General features: G+C 42.1%; 10 protein-coding genes, 2 tRNA genes and 3 rRNA genes. 9 read left to right on the top strand and 6 right to left on the bottom strand.

Annotation, left to right across the window (positions count from 1 at the left end; translation table 11 throughout):
* Positions 1–18: 18 nt before the first annotated feature.
* Positions 19–657: a thiol:disulfide interchange protein DsbA/DsbL gene (locus AC6H44_RS13950; protein WP_500736220.1), complete on the top strand. Its 639-nt coding sequence runs from the start codon at positions 19–21 to the stop codon at positions 655–657.
* Between the two features lie 74 nt (positions 658–731).
* Here AC6H44_RS13950 and trmA read toward each other — a convergent pair whose 3' ends face one another.
* Entirely contained in the window at positions 732–1,829 is a 1,098-nt protein-coding gene (gene trmA, locus AC6H44_RS13945) for a tRNA (uridine(54)-C5)-methyltransferase TrmA (RefSeq protein ID WP_500736218.1), read from the bottom strand.
* Between the two features lie 164 nt (positions 1,830–1,993).
* Here trmA and AC6H44_RS13940 point away from each other — a divergent pair, with 164 nt between their 5' ends.
* Together AC6H44_RS13940 and murI are read left to right on the top strand one after the other, a co-directional pair.
* Positions 1,994–3,118, top strand: a complete 1,125-nt coding sequence (locus AC6H44_RS13940) for a DUF5610 domain-containing protein (protein ID WP_500736216.1) — start codon at positions 1,994–1,996, stop codon at positions 3,116–3,118.
* A gap of 66 nt (positions 3,119–3,184) precedes the next feature.
* Positions 3,185–3,973, top strand: coding sequence for a glutamate racemase (gene murI / locus AC6H44_RS13935; protein ID WP_500736214.1), 789 nt, complete (start codon positions 3,185–3,187; stop codon positions 3,971–3,973).
* Here murI and AC6H44_RS13930 read toward each other — a convergent pair.
* Positions 3,936–4,415: an RNA recognition motif domain-containing protein gene (locus AC6H44_RS13930; protein WP_500736212.1), complete on the bottom strand. Its 480-nt coding sequence runs from the start codon at positions 4,413–4,415 to the stop codon at positions 3,936–3,938. The two genes, murI and AC6H44_RS13930, sit on opposite strands and share 38 nt — an antisense overlap.
* A 665-nt stretch (positions 4,416–5,080) precedes the next feature.
* Here AC6H44_RS13930 and AC6H44_RS13925 point away from each other — a divergent pair.
* The 5 genes from AC6H44_RS13925 to rrf all read left to right on the top strand — a co-directional run bounded on the left by AC6H44_RS13925 (position 5,081) and on the right by rrf (position 10,534).
* Positions 5,081–6,616: ribosomal RNA gene (locus AC6H44_RS13925) — 16S ribosomal RNA — on the top strand.
* 76 nt (positions 6,617–6,692) lie between these two features.
* Positions 6,693–6,769: transfer RNA gene (locus AC6H44_RS13920), tRNA-Ile, on the top strand.
* A 111-nt stretch (positions 6,770–6,880) separates the two neighbouring features.
* A tRNA-Ala gene (locus AC6H44_RS13915) sits at positions 6,881–6,956 on the top strand.
* Positions 6,957–7,261: 305 nt separating this feature from the next.
* Positions 7,262–10,249: ribosomal RNA gene (locus AC6H44_RS13910) — 23S ribosomal RNA — on the top strand.
* A 170-nt stretch (positions 10,250–10,419) separates the two neighbouring features.
* Positions 10,420–10,534: ribosomal RNA gene (rrf, locus tag AC6H44_RS13905) — 5S ribosomal RNA — on the top strand.
* Together the 16S, 23S and 5S rRNA genes with 2 tRNA genes alongside form the textbook arrangement of a ribosomal RNA operon.
* Positions 10,535–10,851: 317 nt before the next feature.
* Here the strand turns inward: rrf and recG are convergent.
* The 3 genes from recG to asnC are packed head-to-tail and all read right to left on the bottom strand — an operon-like array spanning position 10,852 to position 14,177.
* A complete protein-coding gene (recG, locus tag AC6H44_RS13900; protein ID WP_500736210.1) occupies positions 10,852–12,933 on the bottom strand; it encodes an ATP-dependent DNA helicase RecG in 2,082 nt (693 codons plus the stop codon).
* A 57-nt stretch (positions 12,934–12,990) separates the two neighbouring features.
* Entirely contained in the window at positions 12,991–13,677 is a 687-nt protein-coding gene (gene trmH / locus AC6H44_RS13895; RefSeq protein ID WP_500736208.1) for a tRNA (guanosine(18)-2'-O)-methyltransferase TrmH, read from the bottom strand.
* 41 nt (positions 13,678–13,718) lie between these two features.
* Positions 13,719–14,177, bottom strand: coding sequence for a transcriptional regulator AsnC (asnC, locus tag AC6H44_RS13890; RefSeq protein WP_500736207.1), 459 nt, complete (start codon positions 14,175–14,177; stop codon positions 13,719–13,721).
* Positions 14,178–14,362: 185 nt separating this feature from the next.
* On the opposite strand from asnC, the gene asnA reads away from it, so the two are divergent.
* Entirely contained in the window at positions 14,363–15,358 is a 996-nt protein-coding gene (gene asnA, locus AC6H44_RS13885) for an aspartate--ammonia ligase (protein ID WP_500736206.1), read from the top strand.
* Between the two features lie 34 nt (positions 15,359–15,392).
* Here asnA and AC6H44_RS13880 read toward each other — a convergent pair whose 3' ends face one another.
* The gene (locus tag AC6H44_RS13880) at positions 15,393–16,997 is read right to left on the bottom strand and encodes a flagellar assembly protein A (protein ID WP_500736205.1); all 1,605 of its coding nucleotides are present in this window, start codon (positions 16,995–16,997) and stop codon (positions 15,393–15,395) included.
* Between the last annotated feature and the right edge of the window lie 224 nt (positions 16,998–17,221).

Raw genomic sequence — 17,221 nt, 5'->3', positions numbered from 1 at the left:
TTTTGGAGCACCCTAATAATGATCAAATTAGTTAAAGCAGGGTTACTTGCTGTATTACTCCCTTTAGCTGCAACCAGTTTTGCTGCCACTTACGAAGAAGGCGTGCATTACGATGTCGTCTCAGATCGTGCAACCAGAAAACCAGAGGTAAAAGAGTTTTTCTCCTTTTACTGTCCAGCGTGTAACAACATGGAGCCGTTACTTAGCGAAATAAAACCTAAGCTAGGCAAAAATGTAAAATTTAAGAAAAGTCATGTAGATTTTGTCGGTGTACGCGATCCAGAGCATCAAGCTATGATCAGTCAGGCATTAGCTACTGCCGAAGTATTACCAGAAAAAGATAAAATTATTTCAGCAATGTTTGATCATATCCACGCAAAGCGCGCACGATTTAATGAGCTTGCAGATGTAAAAGATGTTTTTTTAGCGCAAGGTGTTGATGGCGAAAAGTTTGATAAATTATTTGAAAGCTTCTCAGTACGTACACTTAGCTCTAAAATGAAACGTGACCAAGATTACTTTAAAGGTAAAGGGGCACTGCGTGGCGTTCCCACGTTTATTGTTAATGGTAAATATAAGCTTAATTTAGGTGGTGAGTCCGGTATTTCATCGCCAGAAGATGTCAGCGCACTCATTAATTACTTAGCAAATAAATAAGTAGTTTGGTTAAATAAAAAAGCTCCTTAAGGAGCTTTTTTTCTTTCTACAACGAGCACAGTCTAATGCTTAACTTATTTACGTTGTAAAAATACACCGGATTCAATGTGATGTGTGTAAGGGAACTGATCAAATATTGCAAAGCGTTTTACTTCATGAGTTTGCGTTAAGTGATCAAGGTCGCGCTCTAATGTCTCTGGGTTACATGATATATAAATAATATTTTCATAATTAGCCACTAAGTCACACGTAAGTACGTCCATGCCAGCACGAGGTGGGTCAACTAAAATGGTTTGGCAGTGGTAACTACTCAGATCAATCCCCTCTAAGCGAGAGAAAGTACGCTCGCCTTTCATTGCCTGAGTAAACTCTTCGCTCGACATGCGAATAATATCTAAGTTAGTTACTTTGTTTTGAGCAATATTATATTGCGCTGAATGCACAGACGATTTTGATATTTCCGTTGCCAGCACTTTATTAAATGAACCGGCAAGCGCAATAGAAAAGTTTCCGTTACCACAGTACAGTTCTAATAAATCATTGTTAAGTGGTTTACACAGCGCTTGTGCCCACTCTAGCATTTTTATATTTACTTTCGCGTTAGGCTGGGTGAAGCTATTCTCTACTTGTTGATAGATAAGCTCTTGACCGTTTACCATTAGGCGCTCAGTAACAAAATCATCACCCAGTTTTTCTTTTTGTTTACGTGCACGGCCAATAAAGTCAATTTTGTATTGGCTACTTAGTTTTTCTTTTAAAGTGTTGATTTCAGATAACCAATGTTCATCAAGTGGTTTGTGATACAGCAAACTCACTAAAATTTCACCACTAAGGGTCGATAAATAATCTATTTGAAATAATTTACGACGCAGTACTTCGCAGGTTTTTAAGTTATTAATCATCACCTGCATAACTTCACCGACTAAGGGAGCAGCAGGGTCAAAGGTATCGACACGTATTTTCTCTTTCGTTTGTTGATCAAACATAATATGAAACAGATCGTCGCCATCGTGCCATACTCTAAATTCGGCACGTTGACGGTAGTTAATAGGCTCAGAGCTAAATACTTCTAACTGTGTTACACCGAAACGTTGAAATTGCTTTGTAATACGCTGCTCTTTTTCATTTAATTGTGTATCGTACTGCGTAGTATCTATATTTATAACTGCCATTGACGGTATAACCTTATCGTTGAGATCTGTTTATCGGCGCTATTGTAGGGAGCGAAGCGTATTTGTCTAGTTTTGATCAAAGATAGTGCGCTTTTTTTGAGCATTTCACTTCAGTTATGGCTTACTTGGCCGATATAAAAATAAGTCTAAATAGGAGTCTTCTGATGAAAATAGGTAATTTTAGTTTTGTTCCAAATAGTAATGCTAATAAATACACTACGAAACAAGCAATGCCTCAGCCTAAAATAGACTCGCCACCAACTAGTTATCAGCAACGCGGAAAAGAACTGGCTGCTGCCGTATTAGGTGACAAAATGGCAAAAGAGCTTGGTTTACCGGTTGCTGAGACTAAAAAAGACAAGCCACTGTTTGATTTTAATGAAGTCGTTAAAAATGTTTTAGACTTTGTGACAAGCTCGGTAAAAAAAGCCAAAGCCAATGGTGCCGATAACGATAAGCTGCAAGACATACTTAATCAGGCTCGTAAAGGAGTGCAAACAGGTGTTGATGAGGCCGTTGATGAACTAAAAGGCATGGGAGTTTTCAACCAAGAACTTGAAGAGGGCATCGATAAATCCAAACAAGGCATTTTTAATGGCCTAGATAAATTTGAGCAAAACTTATTTAACCCACAACCTGCAAGCGTCACTGTCAGCCAAGCGCAATTTGTAAGCTTAAGTAATAGTGCTGATTACACTTTTACCACAGCAGAAGGTGATGAGGTAAGTATTAGTTTTGCAGATGCTTATCAGTCACAGTCATCTAATCGCTATCAACAAACAGATGATTCACAATCAATTAGTGCGCAATTTTCTGAATCCCGTGAGCTCTCTTTCTCGATGTCAGTAAACGGCGAGCTTAACGAAGGCGAGCAGCAAGCCATCAATGATTTAATGGCAGAGTTACAAGATGTCAGTAAAACCTTTTTTAGTGGCGATTTGGACAAAGCATTCGAGCAAGCCCAAGAACTCAGTTTAGGAAATGAACAGCTGGTGGCATTTTCAATGGACTTACGTCAAAGCAAAACCGTGGCTGCTATTAAAGAGTATGAACAAATTAAACCAACATCAGAAAAAGCCATTGCCGAAACTGTAGCCCCTTTTAATGATGATCTAAAATCGGCTTACTCTAAAGCGCAAACCCTAGGATTAGAAAGTCAGCTATCAGGTATCATTCAATGGCTAAATCAAGATCAGCAAGAAATAGATAAACTGGTTGATTACACTAACACCATGTTTGAAAACTTAGACAAATTAAACACCGCTACAGCAAAACTAGGCACTGAGTAAAACTACTTTCTTTTATAAAAGCCACATGGCAAACTGCCGTCTCAAGTAAAGAGTAGGAATGGTAGTTTGTCAGCGCACATTATGGTATTTGATTCAGGTATAGGTGGAACCACAGTACTTGAGCATATTCAGCAAAGCATTCCCCATGCTCAATACAGCTACTTTATGGATAACGCATTATTACCCTATGGTGCGCAATCGCAACAAACCATCATTAATCGTCTATGTGGATTGATCCAATTTATTAAAGATGAGTCACTTAATATCGACTTAATTGTTATAGCCTGCAATACCGCCTCAACATCTGCATTAAGTTCAGTACGCCAAATTACCGATATTCCCATTGTTGGGGTTGTACCTGCAATTAAACCCGCAGCGCAATTAACGCAATCAAAGCATATAGGTTTATTGGCAACTCCCGCAACGGTATCAAGCCCCTATACTGATGCACTTATAAAAGAACATGCCTCATCTATAACCACAAGCCTATATAGTAGTGTTGAATTGGTCATTTTGGCAGAGACTTTCTTTTTTACTCAGCACTTAGATCTCGATAAGTTGCACACTGAGTTAAACCGATTAAATATTAATAAAGATCTCGATGTACTGGTATTAGGCTGTACCCACTTTCCTATTTTGGCTAAACCAATTGGTGATTACTTTAATACGCGAGTACAGTTATTAGACTCTGGTGCGGCCATTGCTAAGCGAGTTAGTTCTTTACTTAAATTAAGTGATAATCAAGCAGGCATAAAAAAGCCGCTGCACTATTATGCAACGGCTGATGTATGTAGTGATAAACTAGCGGTTAAGCAAGTTACACTGTTTGATCCGACTCTGAACGATAAGAATTAAAATCATCTTCTTGTTTTTGTTTTGCTTCACGCACTTTCAAAGTACGTTGCTGGAACTCACTATCGTTTAGCTTGGCAATTGCATTATCAGCATCAGCTTGTGCCATTTCGACAAAACCAAAGCCGCGACGCTTGCCAGTATTTTTATCTTTTAACAAACGAACGTTGAATACTTTGCCTTGCTCTTCAAATAAAGTACGAACTACACCTTCATTTGCACGATAAGGAAGATTGCCAACATAAAGTGTTTTTGTTTTTACTTCGGCCTCTTCTGTACTTGCTGATGACATTGCCGCAATAACAAGCCCACCAATTAATAAACCGGCACCAAATAGCAGCGCAGGGTCTAATGACAAGCTTGCAAGCGCAAACTTAACAATAACAAAACCAACAACAGCAAGAATAACTGAAAGGATAAAAGATTTTTGATCGGGTAATTTCATTTTGATCTACCAATAAACAGGAAATAAACATTAATTTAACATTGTGAACTTGCTATCTTAACGTCTTAATTGAACATAGCAATGAAATTTATAGCAAATATTCAATAAGAGTGTAAAAAACAACCTATAGTTAATTATCTATTGGCGATTCCTTCCCTGTTTGCTTGAAACTTGAGCAAACAGTAAAAAGATCTAAAAAAAGAGTTGATCTGTTTTCGGATCTCCCTATAATGCGACCCCACTGAGACGGCAGAGGCCATGCGCAGCAGACAACGCATAGCAAGGCACAAGCTAATCAGAGAGTTAAGTAAAACTTAAGTTTAAATCATCGCAAGAAAGTTTAAAATTAAGTGTTGACTCGAAAAATAAAGGATGTAATATACGCATCCCTAGCGACAACGTCGCAACGTTCTTTAACAATATAAAGCAATCATCTGTGTGGGCACTCGTACAGATTGAGTTCTAACAGCCAAACTTAGTTTACTAAGTAAGGCAAAAAATTTAGAGTCTCAATGTGTTTTCTCGAAAGAGAAACTGAGTGACCAACAGAAGTAACTTATTTATAAGTTGCTTCGGCACAGTCAATTCAATATCGAAAGATATTAAATAAATTCAGAATTCATTGAGCAGTCTCATCTCTTTATTGAGTGGGAAGAAAAAACTTTTAATTGAAGAGTTTGATCATGGCTCAGATTGAACGCTGGCGGCAGGCCTAACACATGCAAGTCGAGCGGTAACAGAAAGTAGCTTGCTACTTTGCTGACGAGCGGCGGACGGGTGAGTAATGCTTGGGAACATGCCTTGAGGTGGGGGACAACAGTTGGAAACGACTGCTAATACCGCATAATGTCTACGGACCAAAGGGGGCTTCGGCTCTCGCCTTTAGATTGGCCCAAGTGGGATTAGCTAGTTGGTGAGGTAATGGCTCACCAAGGCGACGATCCCTAGCTGGTTTGAGAGGATGATCAGCCACACTGGGACTGAGAGACGGCCCAGACTCCTACGGGAGGCAGCAGTGGGGAATATTGCACAATGGGCGCAAGCCTGATGCAGCCATGCCGCGTGTGTGAAGAAGGCCTTCGGGTTGTAAAGCACTTTCAGTCAGGAGGAAAGGGTGTGAGTTAATACCTCACATCTGTGACGTTACTGACAGAAGAAGCACCGGCTAACTCCGTGCCAGCAGCCGCGGTAATACGGAGGGTGCGAGCGTTAATCGGAATTACTGGGCGTAAAGCGTACGCAGGCGGTTTGTTAAGCGAGATGTGAAAGCCCCGGGCTCAACCTGGGAACTGCATTTCGAACTGGCAAACTAGAGTGTGATAGAGGGTGGTAGAATTTCAGGTGTAGCGGTGAAATGCGTAGAGATCTGAAGGAATACCGATGGCGAAGGCAGCCACCTGGGTCAACACTGACGCTCATGTACGAAAGCGTGGGGAGCAAACAGGATTAGATACCCTGGTAGTCCACGCCGTAAACGATGTCTACTAGAAGCTCGGAGCCTCGGTTCTGTTTTTCAAAGCTAACGCATTAAGTAGACCGCCTGGGGAGTACGGCCGCAAGGTTAAAACTCAAATGAATTGACGGGGGCCCGCACAAGCGGTGGAGCATGTGGTTTAATTCGATGCAACGCGAAGAACCTTACCTACACTTGACATACTCAAAAGGCGAAAGAGATTTTGCTGTGCCTTCGGGAATTGAGATACAGGTGCTGCATGGCTGTCGTCAGCTCGTGTTGTGAGATGTTGGGTTAAGTCCCGCAACGAGCGCAACCCCTATCCTTAGTTGCTAGCAGGTAATGCTGAGAACTCTAAGGAGACTGCCGGTGATAAACCGGAGGAAGGTGGGGACGACGTCAAGTCATCATGGCCCTTACGTGTAGGGCTACACACGTGCTACAATGGCGCATACAGAGTGCTGCGAACCTGCGAAGGTAAGCGAATCACTTAAAGTGCGTCGTAGTCCGGATTGGAGTCTGCAACTCGACTCCATGAAGTCGGAATCGCTAGTAATCGCGTATCAGAATGACGCGGTGAATACGTTCCCGGGCCTTGTACACACCGCCCGTCACACCATGGGAGTGGGTTGCTCCAGAAGTAGATAGTCTAACCTTAGGGAGGACGTTTACCACGGAGTGATTCATGACTGGGGTGAAGTCGTAACAAGGTAGCCCTAGGGGAACCTGGGGCTGGATCACCTCCTTATACGATTTAGAACTTATTTGTTCGTAGTGTCCACACAGATGATTGTTAATTGTGAAGAGAACAACACTTATTGTTTGGGTCTGTAGCTCAGCTGGTTAGAGCGCACCCCTGATAAGGGTGAGGTCGGTAGTTCAAATCTACTCAGACCCACCACTTTGCTCCCATACTTCGTTATGGCACGCCTCGTTTAGTGAACTAAACGTTGTTGTACCATGCCTTGTCTGGAAACAAAGTCGGTATACAAACAGTAAGACCAGCATATGTGGGGCTATAGCTCAGCTGGGAGAGCGCCTGCCTTGCACGCAGGAGGTCAGCAGTTCGATCCTGCTTAGCTCCACCACTTTACTTCTTAAAAATAAATATTCTTTATCGGGTAGCAATATAGCCTGAGAATAGAGTGTGTTTAATTTTGAGAAGTTTTTGATTCTCTGCTCTTTAAAAATTTGGAAAAGCTGATAATAAAATTCGTATGAATGACATTTGTTATTTGTACAGAGTTTTCAAAAGTAAAAAACAATGATAGCAGTATCATTCAGTGCCATTTAATAAACGTTTACGTTTGTTGATTGGTATCTACTTTAGTATTCAATATTAACTTCTGGCGAAGTTAAACTGTCACAAAACAAAGACCCGTTTGGGTTGTATGGTTAAGTGACTAAGCGTACACGGTGGATGCCTTGGCAGTTGGAGGCGATGAAGGACGTATTAACTTGCGATAAGCCTAGTCAAGCTAGTAAAAAGCACTTGAGACTAGGATTTCCGAATGGGGAAACCCACCTGCTTGCAGGTATCGTTAACTGAATACATAGGTTAACGAAGCGAACGCGGAGAACTGAAACATCTAAGTACCCGTAGGAAAAGAAATCAACCGAGATTCCGAGAGTAGCGGCGAGCGAAATCGGAACAGCCCTTAAGCTTATTATGTGTTAATGGAAGGTCGCTGGAAAGCACCACGATACAGGGTGATAGTCCCGTACATGAAAATGCATTTTAAGTGAAATCGAGTAGGTCGGAGCACGTGAAACTTTGACTGAATATAGGTGGACCATCATCTAAGGCTAAATACTCCCAACTGACCGATAGTGAACCAGTACCGTGAGGGAAAGGCGAAAAGAACCCCTGTGAGGGGAGTGAAATAGAACCTGAAACCGTGTACGTACAAGCAGTAGGAGCCTACTTGTTAGGTGACTGCGTACCTTTTGTATAATGGGTCAGCGACTTATATTTTGTAGCGAGGTTAACCGATTAGGGAAGCCGTAGGGAAACCGAGTCTTAACTGGGCGAATAGTTGCAAGGTATAGACCCGAAACCCGGTGATCTAGCCATGGGCAGGTTGAAGATTGAGTAACATCAATTGGAGGACCGAACCCACTAACGTTGAAAAGTTAGGGGATGACCTGTGGTTAGGAGTGAAAGGCTAATCAAACCGGGAGATAGCTGGTTCTCCCCGAAATCTATTTAGGTAGAGCCTCGGACGAATACTTACGGGGGTAGAGCACTGTTAAGGCTAGGGGGTCATCCCGACTTACCAACCCTTTGCAAACTCCGAATACCGTAAAGTACTATCCGGGAGACACACGGCGGGTGCTAACGTCCGTCGTGAAGAGGGAAACAACCCAGACCGCCAGCTAAGGTCCCCAAGTCATAGTTAAGTGGGAAACGATGTGGAAAGGCCCAGACAGCCAGGAGGTTGGCTTAGAAGCAGCCATCCTTTAAAGAAAGCGTAATAGCTCACTGGTCGAGTCGGTCTGCGCGGAAGATGTAACGGGGCTAAACTATGCACCGAAGCTGCGGATTTGAGCATACCACCCAAGCTATTTTGATTAACGTTGACAGCGCGAAGCGCCCAGCGTTCAAGCGTCACCTAAACGTGAGTCGGTGATGATAGAGATAGTTTCGGGGTATGCTCAAGTGGTAGGGGAGCGTTCTGTAAGCGGTTGAAGGTGTGCCGGGAGGCATGCTGGACGTATCAGAAGTGCGAATGCTGACATGAGTAACGATAATGCGGGTGAAAAACCCGCACGCCGGAAGACCAAGGGTTCCTATCCCATGTTAATCAGGGTAGGGTAAGTCGACCCCTAAGGCGAGGCCGAAAGGCGTAGTCGATGGGAAACGGATTAATATTTCCGTACTTGGTATAATTGCGATGGGGGGACGGAGCAGGCTAAGCAAGCATGGCGTTGGTAGTCCATGTGAAAGTGAGTAGGGCGTTTGTTTAGGTAAATCCGGACAAACATTAAACCTGAGACACGAGACGAGTCACTACGGTGATGAAGTTGCTGATGCCATACTTCCAGGAAAAGCCTCTAAGCTTCAGATTATACCGAATCGTACCCCAAACCGACACAGGTGGTCAGGTAGAGAATACTAAGGCGCTTGAGAGAACTCGGGTGAAGGAACTAGGCAAAATCGTACCGTAACTTCGGGAGAAGGTACGCTCCGATGGGTGACGGGACTTGCTCCCTGAGCTAATTGGAGCCGCAGTGACCAGGTGGCTGGGACTGTTTATTAAAAACACAGCACTGTGCAAAATCGCAAGATGACGTATACGGTGTGACACCTGCCCGGTGCCGGAAGGTTAATTGATGGGGTTATCTTCGGAGAAGCTCTTGATCGAAGCCCCGGTAAACGGCGGCCGTAACTATAACGGTCCTAAGGTAGCGAAATTCCTTGTCGGGTAAGTTCCGACCTGCACGAATGGTGTAACCATGGCCACGCTGTCTCCACCCGAGACTCAGTGAAATTGAAATCGCAGTGAAGATGCTGTGTACCCGCGGCTAGACGGAAAGACCCCGTGAACCTTTACTACAGCTTGGCACTGAACATTGAACCTACATGTGTAGGATAGGTGGGAGACTAAGAAGCAGAGACGCTAGTTTTTGTGGAGTCGACCTTGAAATACCACCCTTGTAGTTTTGATGTTCTAACGTTGGCCCCTGAATCGGGGTTACGGACAGTGCCTGGTGGGTAGTTTGACTGGGGCGGTCTCCTCCCAAAGAGTAACGGAGGAGCACGAAGGTTGGCTAAGTACGGTCGGACATCGTACGGTTAGTGTAATGGTAGAAGCCAGCTTAACTGCGAGACAGACACGTCGAGCAGGTACGAAAGTAGGTCATAGTGATCCGGTGGTTCTGAATGGAAGGGCCATCGCTCAACGGATAAAAGGTACTCCGGGGATAACAGGCTGATACCGCCCAAGAGTTCATATCGACGGCGGTGTTTGGCACCTCGATGTCGGCTCATCACATCCTGGGGCTGAAGTCGGTCCCAAGGGTATGGCTGTTCGCCATTTAAAGTGGTACGCGAGCTGGGTTTAGAACGTCGTGAGACAGTTCGGTCCCTATCTGCCGTGGGCGTTTGAGAATTGAGAGGGGTTGCTCCTAGTACGAGAGGACCGGAGTGAACGAACCGCTGGTGTTCGGGTTGTCATGCCAATGGCATTGCCCGGTAGCTACGTTCGGAACTGATAAGCGCTGAAAGCATCTAAGCGCGAAGCAGGCCTCGAGATGAGTTCTCACTAGACTTTTAAAGTCTCTGAAGGGCCGTTGAAGACTACAACGTTGATAGGCAAGGTGTGGAAGCATGGTGACATGTTAAGCTAACTTGTACTAATTACCCGTGAGGCTTAACCATACAACGCCAAACGCGTTTTATGTGATAGTGAAACAAGCGCAGAAGTTAATATAACTAAAGTAGATTTACTAGCAGCTGCAAGCGATAAGCTTTCAGCGGTAAGAAAACAATTATCAGCATTTTCAAATTTTAATTAATTGGCTCGAAAGAGCGGATTAATACCAAATTTGCTTGGTGACAATAGCGTTTTGGACCCACCTGACCCCATGCCGAACTCAGTAGTGAAACGAAACAGCGCCGATGATAGTGTAGCATTTGCTATGTGAAAGTAGGACATTGCCAGGCTCCAAACAAGAGAAACCCGTTGCAGCAATGTAGCGGGTTTTTTGCTGTCTAGGATTTAATAAAAATAGCCAAGAGCCCATGCCGAACTCAGTAGTTCGCTCTTGCACATCCTGTGCTCAACAGCACTTTCCTATACATCAAACAAAACAGCGCAAAGGCGAGCCCCGCACAGGGCCGCCCCGACACAATGATAGTATCCCATTTGCACAAGGAGGGAGGGATGAGACGTAAATGAGGGCTTCAATCTGAGAATATGCTGGAAAAAATATTTCAGGGAACACGTGCACAATTGATGCAAATTAATCTTTAAAAACTAATTAAGCCTGTGCGTAATTTGACTTATTGCCCAGCCAGCGTTGAATAAGGGGGTCTACCTGATGAGGGTATTGCTTTAGCATTTGTTGTGCAATGGGTCTTACCTGATTTAAAGTGTGTTTATCTCGGGTTAAGTCTGCGATTTTAAATTCTGCTAAGCCTGTTTGTTTCGTTCCCAGTACTTCGCCAGGGCCGCGTATTTCTAAATCGCGCTCAGCAATAACAAAACCGTCATTACTATCTCTTAAAACACCTAAGCGTTTTTGAGCGGTATTCGAAAGAGGGGCATGGTACAGGAGTACACAATGAGATGCCGTTGCTCCGCGCCCTACACGACCACGTAATTGGTGCAGTTGAGCTAAACCGAGTCGTTCAGGGTTTTCGATGATAATTAAACTTGCGTTTGGTACATCAACCCCAACCTCGATTACTGTTGTTGCTACAAGCAGATGAATGTTACCTGCTTTAAACTCACTCATAATGGCTTGCTTTTCAGTGGCTTTCATTCGTCCATGGACTAAACCAATATTGAGTTCGGGTAACGCTTCTTTTAACTGTAACGCACTATCTTCGGCTGCTTGACATTGTAATACTTCGGATTCATCAATTAGCGTGCATACCCAGTAAACTTGTCGACCTTGTTCATTGCAGGCAAGTTTCACTCGACTAATTATGTCATTTCGACGGGTGTCAGGGATGGCAACAGTAGTGATAGGTGTTCGCCCTGGTGGTAATTCGTCAATCACAGAAGTTTCTAAATCTGCATAAGCCGTCATCGCGAGTGTACGCGGTATAGGTGTTGCAGTCATGACTAGTTGATGTGGGTAACAATCACCAAAACGCCCTTTTTCACGCAGTGATAAACGTTGATGAACCCCAAAACGGTGTTGCTCATCAATAATGATAAGTACCAAGTTGTTAAATTTAACTTCATCTTGAAATAAAGCATGGGTGCCAACAATCATTTGTGCTTCACCAGAGGCAATGATTGCAAGTGTATTAACTCGTTCTTTTCCTTTCGTTTTACCACCCAGCCAGGCAACTTTTATCCCAAGTTTTTCAAACCAGTTAGTAAAATTAACTCCATGTTGTTCTGATAAAATCTCAGTAGGTGCCATTAATGCAACCTGATAACCTTGTGCTATTGCGGTTAAGGCACTCAGTGCTGCGACTAATGTTTTACCAGAGCCAACATCTCCTTGAACAAGTCGCATCATAGGGTAAGTATGGTGCATGTCTGTTTTAATTTCTGATACAACACGGCTTTGTGCATTGGTCGGTGCAAAGGGTAACTGCCCAAGAAATTGAGCTTCTAATGAGTTAGTGGGCTCAAGTGCAACCGCTTTTACCTGCTGTCCTTGCTGTCTTACTTTTAATAGGCTGAGATTTTGAGCCAACAACTCTTCAAAAACAAGTCGTTGTTGGGCTGGGTGAGTCTTTTGTTCAAGTGCAATTATATCAACATCATTAGGGGGGCGATGCAGTAATAATAGTGCATCACTTAAGGGTAGTTGTGATGGTTGCCACTGTTTAGGAAGTAATTCCTCTACTGCGTATCTTTGTAGTAATTCTATTGCTTGTTCACTCAACGCCCTAATAGAGAGTTGTTTTAGCCCCTCAGTTGTTGAATAGACAGGTGTGAGTGTTGATGATGTTGGTTGCTGTTCAAATGTGTCACTAATACTGTATTCTGGGTGACTCATTTCAAAGCCAATCCGTCCACGGCGAATTTCTCCAAAACAACGAATTATTTTACCTGCACTAAAGGCATTTTTTTGTGCAGCGGTAAAATTAAAAAATCGCAACGTTAATCTGCCTGTACCATCATTTACTTGGCACACTAACATACGGCGTTTACCAAAAGTAATTTGACTGGTTTCAATGGTAGCTTGAACGGTTACATGGCTATGCGGGGTCAGTTCACTAATATTATAAATGCGTGTTCTGTCTTCATACCTCAGCGGTAAATGAAAAAGCATATCTTGTACTGTGCTAATACCTAGCTTTAAAAGTCGTTGAGCCATTTTAGGGCCAACGCCTTTAAGTTCTGTGATTGGATAATTGCTTAAGCTAGGTTTAGACAAAGTAGGCTCAATTATTGTTATTTAGTGAGTTAAGTGTACTTATACACTGTATGTGCATCAAGTATGTTTTAATGTCTGCCAAAATTGTTCATCTGCGACAATTTCGCCGTTCTCATCAAGTGCGGGATAAGGCAGATTCCTTTGTTTACACTGCCTTGCGATAATTGGGTGGCAGCCTTCAAAATACATTGGGTGTTTTATTGTCTCGCTCAGCATATTTCTATTATATAAGCCTGCTAATTCACGTTGACGTTGCGCTTCAAATAAAATTAAAGCAGCAGCAACGGATACATTTAATGATTGCACCATGCCTTGCATTGGAATAATTATATTTTGATCTGCATATTCAAGCGCTTTTTCTGAGATCCCTGATTTTTCTTGACCGACAATAATTGCAGTAGGTTTAGTGTAATCAATTTCTCTAAAATCGACGGCATCTTCACTTAAATGTGTCACTAAAATTTGCACATCGGGGTTGTGAGCACGCATGCTGGCAGCAGCAGCATCTATATTTTTATGAAGGTGTGTTTCTAACCAGTTTTTACTGCCACCTGAGGTATTATTGGTAAGCCATTTTTGCTTTTCTGGCCAAACTGCATGTACATGGTGGCAACCCACGGCATCAGCAGTTCTAACAATAGCAGATAAGTTATGGTGTTTATGTACGTCTTCTAAACACACGGTAAGGTCGGTTTGACGACGAGAAAGTACACTTTCAATTCTTTGGTAACGAGTTTGCTGCATGGGAGTCCTCTTTTTTGGCAAATTATACGAGATTTTTCACCTTAAGGCACCACAGTTCGACTAATCGGGTTTTGTAATGAAATCAGTGTTTCAGTTGATTGAATCGCTTCTATTGCTTGTATTTTATTGATCAGCACATCTTGTAAATGATCGATAGAGCGAGTCATCACTTTAATAAAAATACTATAATTACCAGTAGTGTAATATGCTTCGACCACTTCTTCTAAAGATTCAAGTTTAATCAGAGTTTGTGGGTAATCCCTAGCATTGTTTAAATTAATGCCAATAAAACAACATACATCGTAGCCAAGTTGTTTGGTATTAATGGTTAATTGGGTACCTGTAATGATCCCCGCTTGTTTCATTTTTTCAATTCGCACATGAATTGTACCCGCACTTACACTAAAACGTTTAGCGAGTTCTGCATAAGGTGTACGTGCATTATCCATTAATGCATGTAGGATCTGTTTATCGAGATTATCGATTTGATAATTTTCCATAGACTTGGTCGCTCTTAATTATTGTATTACCATTTTTTATACCATTTTTTTAATGATATTAATATCATAAAGCTATTTTTGTTATGGGTTATTGAATTAAATGGTTTAATTGTTACGATAACCTCATTAAAGCGCACTTGTGCGCTAAGTCGCCAATACAATAACTGGGAATGAGGCCAATTATTATGAGTTCACACTATGTGCAGCAGCAGCAGCAAATAAGTAAAGTTAAGCAGTTTTTTTCACAACAACTAGAGCAAAAGCTGGGCTTAATTGAAGTACAAGCTCCTATTTTAGCCAAAGTAGGCGATGGTACTCAGGATAATCTAAGCGGGCACGAAAACGCAGTTGCGGTGAATGTTAAAGCGATAACAGATAGCCGTTATGAGGTGGTGCATTCACTCGCTAAGTGGAAACGTAAAACCTTAGGCGAGTATCATTTTTCAAAAGGCGAAGGCATTTATACACAAATGAAAGCGTTACGACCTGATGAAGACTCACTAAGTCCAATTCATTCTGTTTATGTTGATCAATGGGACTGGGAACAAGTTATTTGTGCAAGCACACAGCGCTCGCTATCTACTCTTAAGCAAACCGTTGAAATTATTTACCAAGGTATTAAAGCCACTGAGAAATATGTAAATGACAGTTTTGGTTTAACGCCATTTTTGCCCACTGAAATTACTTTTATACATAGTGAAGCATTACGTAAAATGTATCCTGACTTTAGTGCTAAGCAGCGTGAAAAGGCGATAGCTCAAGAGTATGGCGCTGTGTTTTTAATTGGCATTGGTGGGGCATTAGGGGATGGCAAAATTCATGATGTGAGGGCGCCAGATTACGACGATTGGTCAACCCCAACATGTGAACAATACATGGGATTAAATGGCGATATTTTAGTTTGGAACCCAGTGCTCGAAGATGCTTTTGAAATTTCATCTATGGGTATACGTGTTAGTCCTGAAGTACTACAAGCCCAATTAAGCGTTACCGGTGATGAAGACCGTTTAGAATTTGATTGGCACAAAGCATTACTAGAAAGTAAGTTTCCGCAAACGATTGGCGGCGGTATTGGTCAATCTCGTTTAGCTATGCTGTTATTACAAAAACAACATATAGGGCAAGTGCAGGTAGGTGTATGGCCAGCACAAACCTATGAAATCGTAGACGGTTTACTATAAATAAGTCAGGGCTGTCACTAACAGCCCTTTATTATCAAGTTTTAAATTCTATTTCTATTTTGTTGTTTTCTAATTTAACACTGCTTGGCGGAAAATTACGTGTAGTTTTGAGTACCTTGTTGAAGATATGAATCTCCACACCAGAATGTAAAACAGCATTTACTGTTAATATAGATTCAGTCAATAAGGTATTTAGCTTTTCTTCTAAACTTGTTACTCGTTTCTCTAGTTGTTCTGCTTGCTGACTTTCATGTAGTTGTGCAGCACCAATTTTATTAATAAGTTCATTTTTTTTGTCTATATCTTTAATTAAATCGGCTTTTTCTAAGGAAGCTTGTAGGCTATCAAATTGTTCATTCGAAGCTGTTAGTTCGCTGACTGACTTACTAATATCTTTGTTTATCTGAGCAGCTGAGGCGGCTAAGTTAATAGTCATTTTAGCGCCAGATTCATTACCAATTTCTCCAGCAATTAATTTAGTGGCATCTAACACTTCACCCCCAAATAATTTCCCTTTTGGTAGATCTGCTTGGCCAATTTGGATATTATTTTTTGCTCTCATTGAGCTATGGCTGGCTTGGCGATCGAGCAGTATATTATTAGCCTCAATGTAACAATACTGAGAATGTGAGGCATGTAAGTCGCCCGCGCAAATTATTTTACAAGACAGTGATTTATCTTCAGGTTTTTGATGACCAATAATCCCTTGTTTTACAGTTATATCGCCACCTGCGGTTAATTCGCCAGATTCAACAGTACCAAAGACGGTAATGTCGCCAGTTGCATTGACTCGCATTCCTGGCTCAATATTTTTACTAACGATAACACTGCCTTCAAAGTCTATATGGCCTGTTTTTACCGATACATCAGTAATTGTAAATATATCATCGACACGCATACCGTTATTTATTTCAACAGGTACTCCGGCTATAGTAGACAGTAATTCCATTGGGTTGGTTTTTGATATTTCAGTGCCTTCGCCTGCAATTAATGTATGAATTTCTCCGGGTTTTGCAGGCAATACATCGCCTACCACGTTAAAGCCTTCTTGTCCTGGGGTCGCGGGTTGTTGCTGTATAAGTAACTCACCGGGCTTTACGCTTGCTAATTTACCAAAATCACGCATATCAACACTGCCATCTTCTTTTAGTTTAGGCGCTTTGAGGCGATCTTTTAAGGTTTTAACCATGGCTTTAAACTTGGTTGGCTGACCGTCACTAGGTAAACGTCCTTTTGCAAGTGTGCCAGTCACTACTGAGCCGGGTGATAATGTCAATTGTTTTTCTAAAAGCTGCTCTAAAAATGCTTGTTTATAACCTCGAGCAACACGCGCTTTAACTAATTGTTTTTTTGCTCCATCAAAACTTAACGCTTTTCCACCTTTAGCTAAAGTGAGCGTACCAGTTGCAAGCATTTTATCATCACTGATCTCAATACTTAGCGTTGCATCATGGCGAGTAGCAACAACGAGTATGCGCTCAGGTGTCTCGCTTTTAAAATAGTTATTTATAGCATCATGATTTATTTCACACTCGCTGTAAGGCGACTGCTCAATTGCTGCTATGATAAAAGCGGCACTCGCGGGTGCAGATTCACTTGTATCGAGCAACACGTTGCCATTGTGAGCAAGCTTAAACACAGGTCATCCTTTTCTACTACTAAAGTAAAGTTTGTTTAAATAACATGATTACAGAGTGCTAGAAATTTAGTTTTGAGTCAAGAATTCATCAAAATGTTATTACAGATTGGCGTAAAAGCTATGAGCATGACTCATAGCTTTAATGCTGACGAATCCCCACAAAATAAAAATTAATGGTAGACTCTCATGATTATTTGTGATCAAATTTTTTCACTATAAAAAAA

The sequence above is a fragment of the Pseudoalteromonas sp. TAP-3C genome (assembly GCF_059888565.1).
The sequence above is the reverse complement of the archived record's forward strand: the minus strand, read 5'-3'. Positions and strand labels throughout refer to the sequence as shown.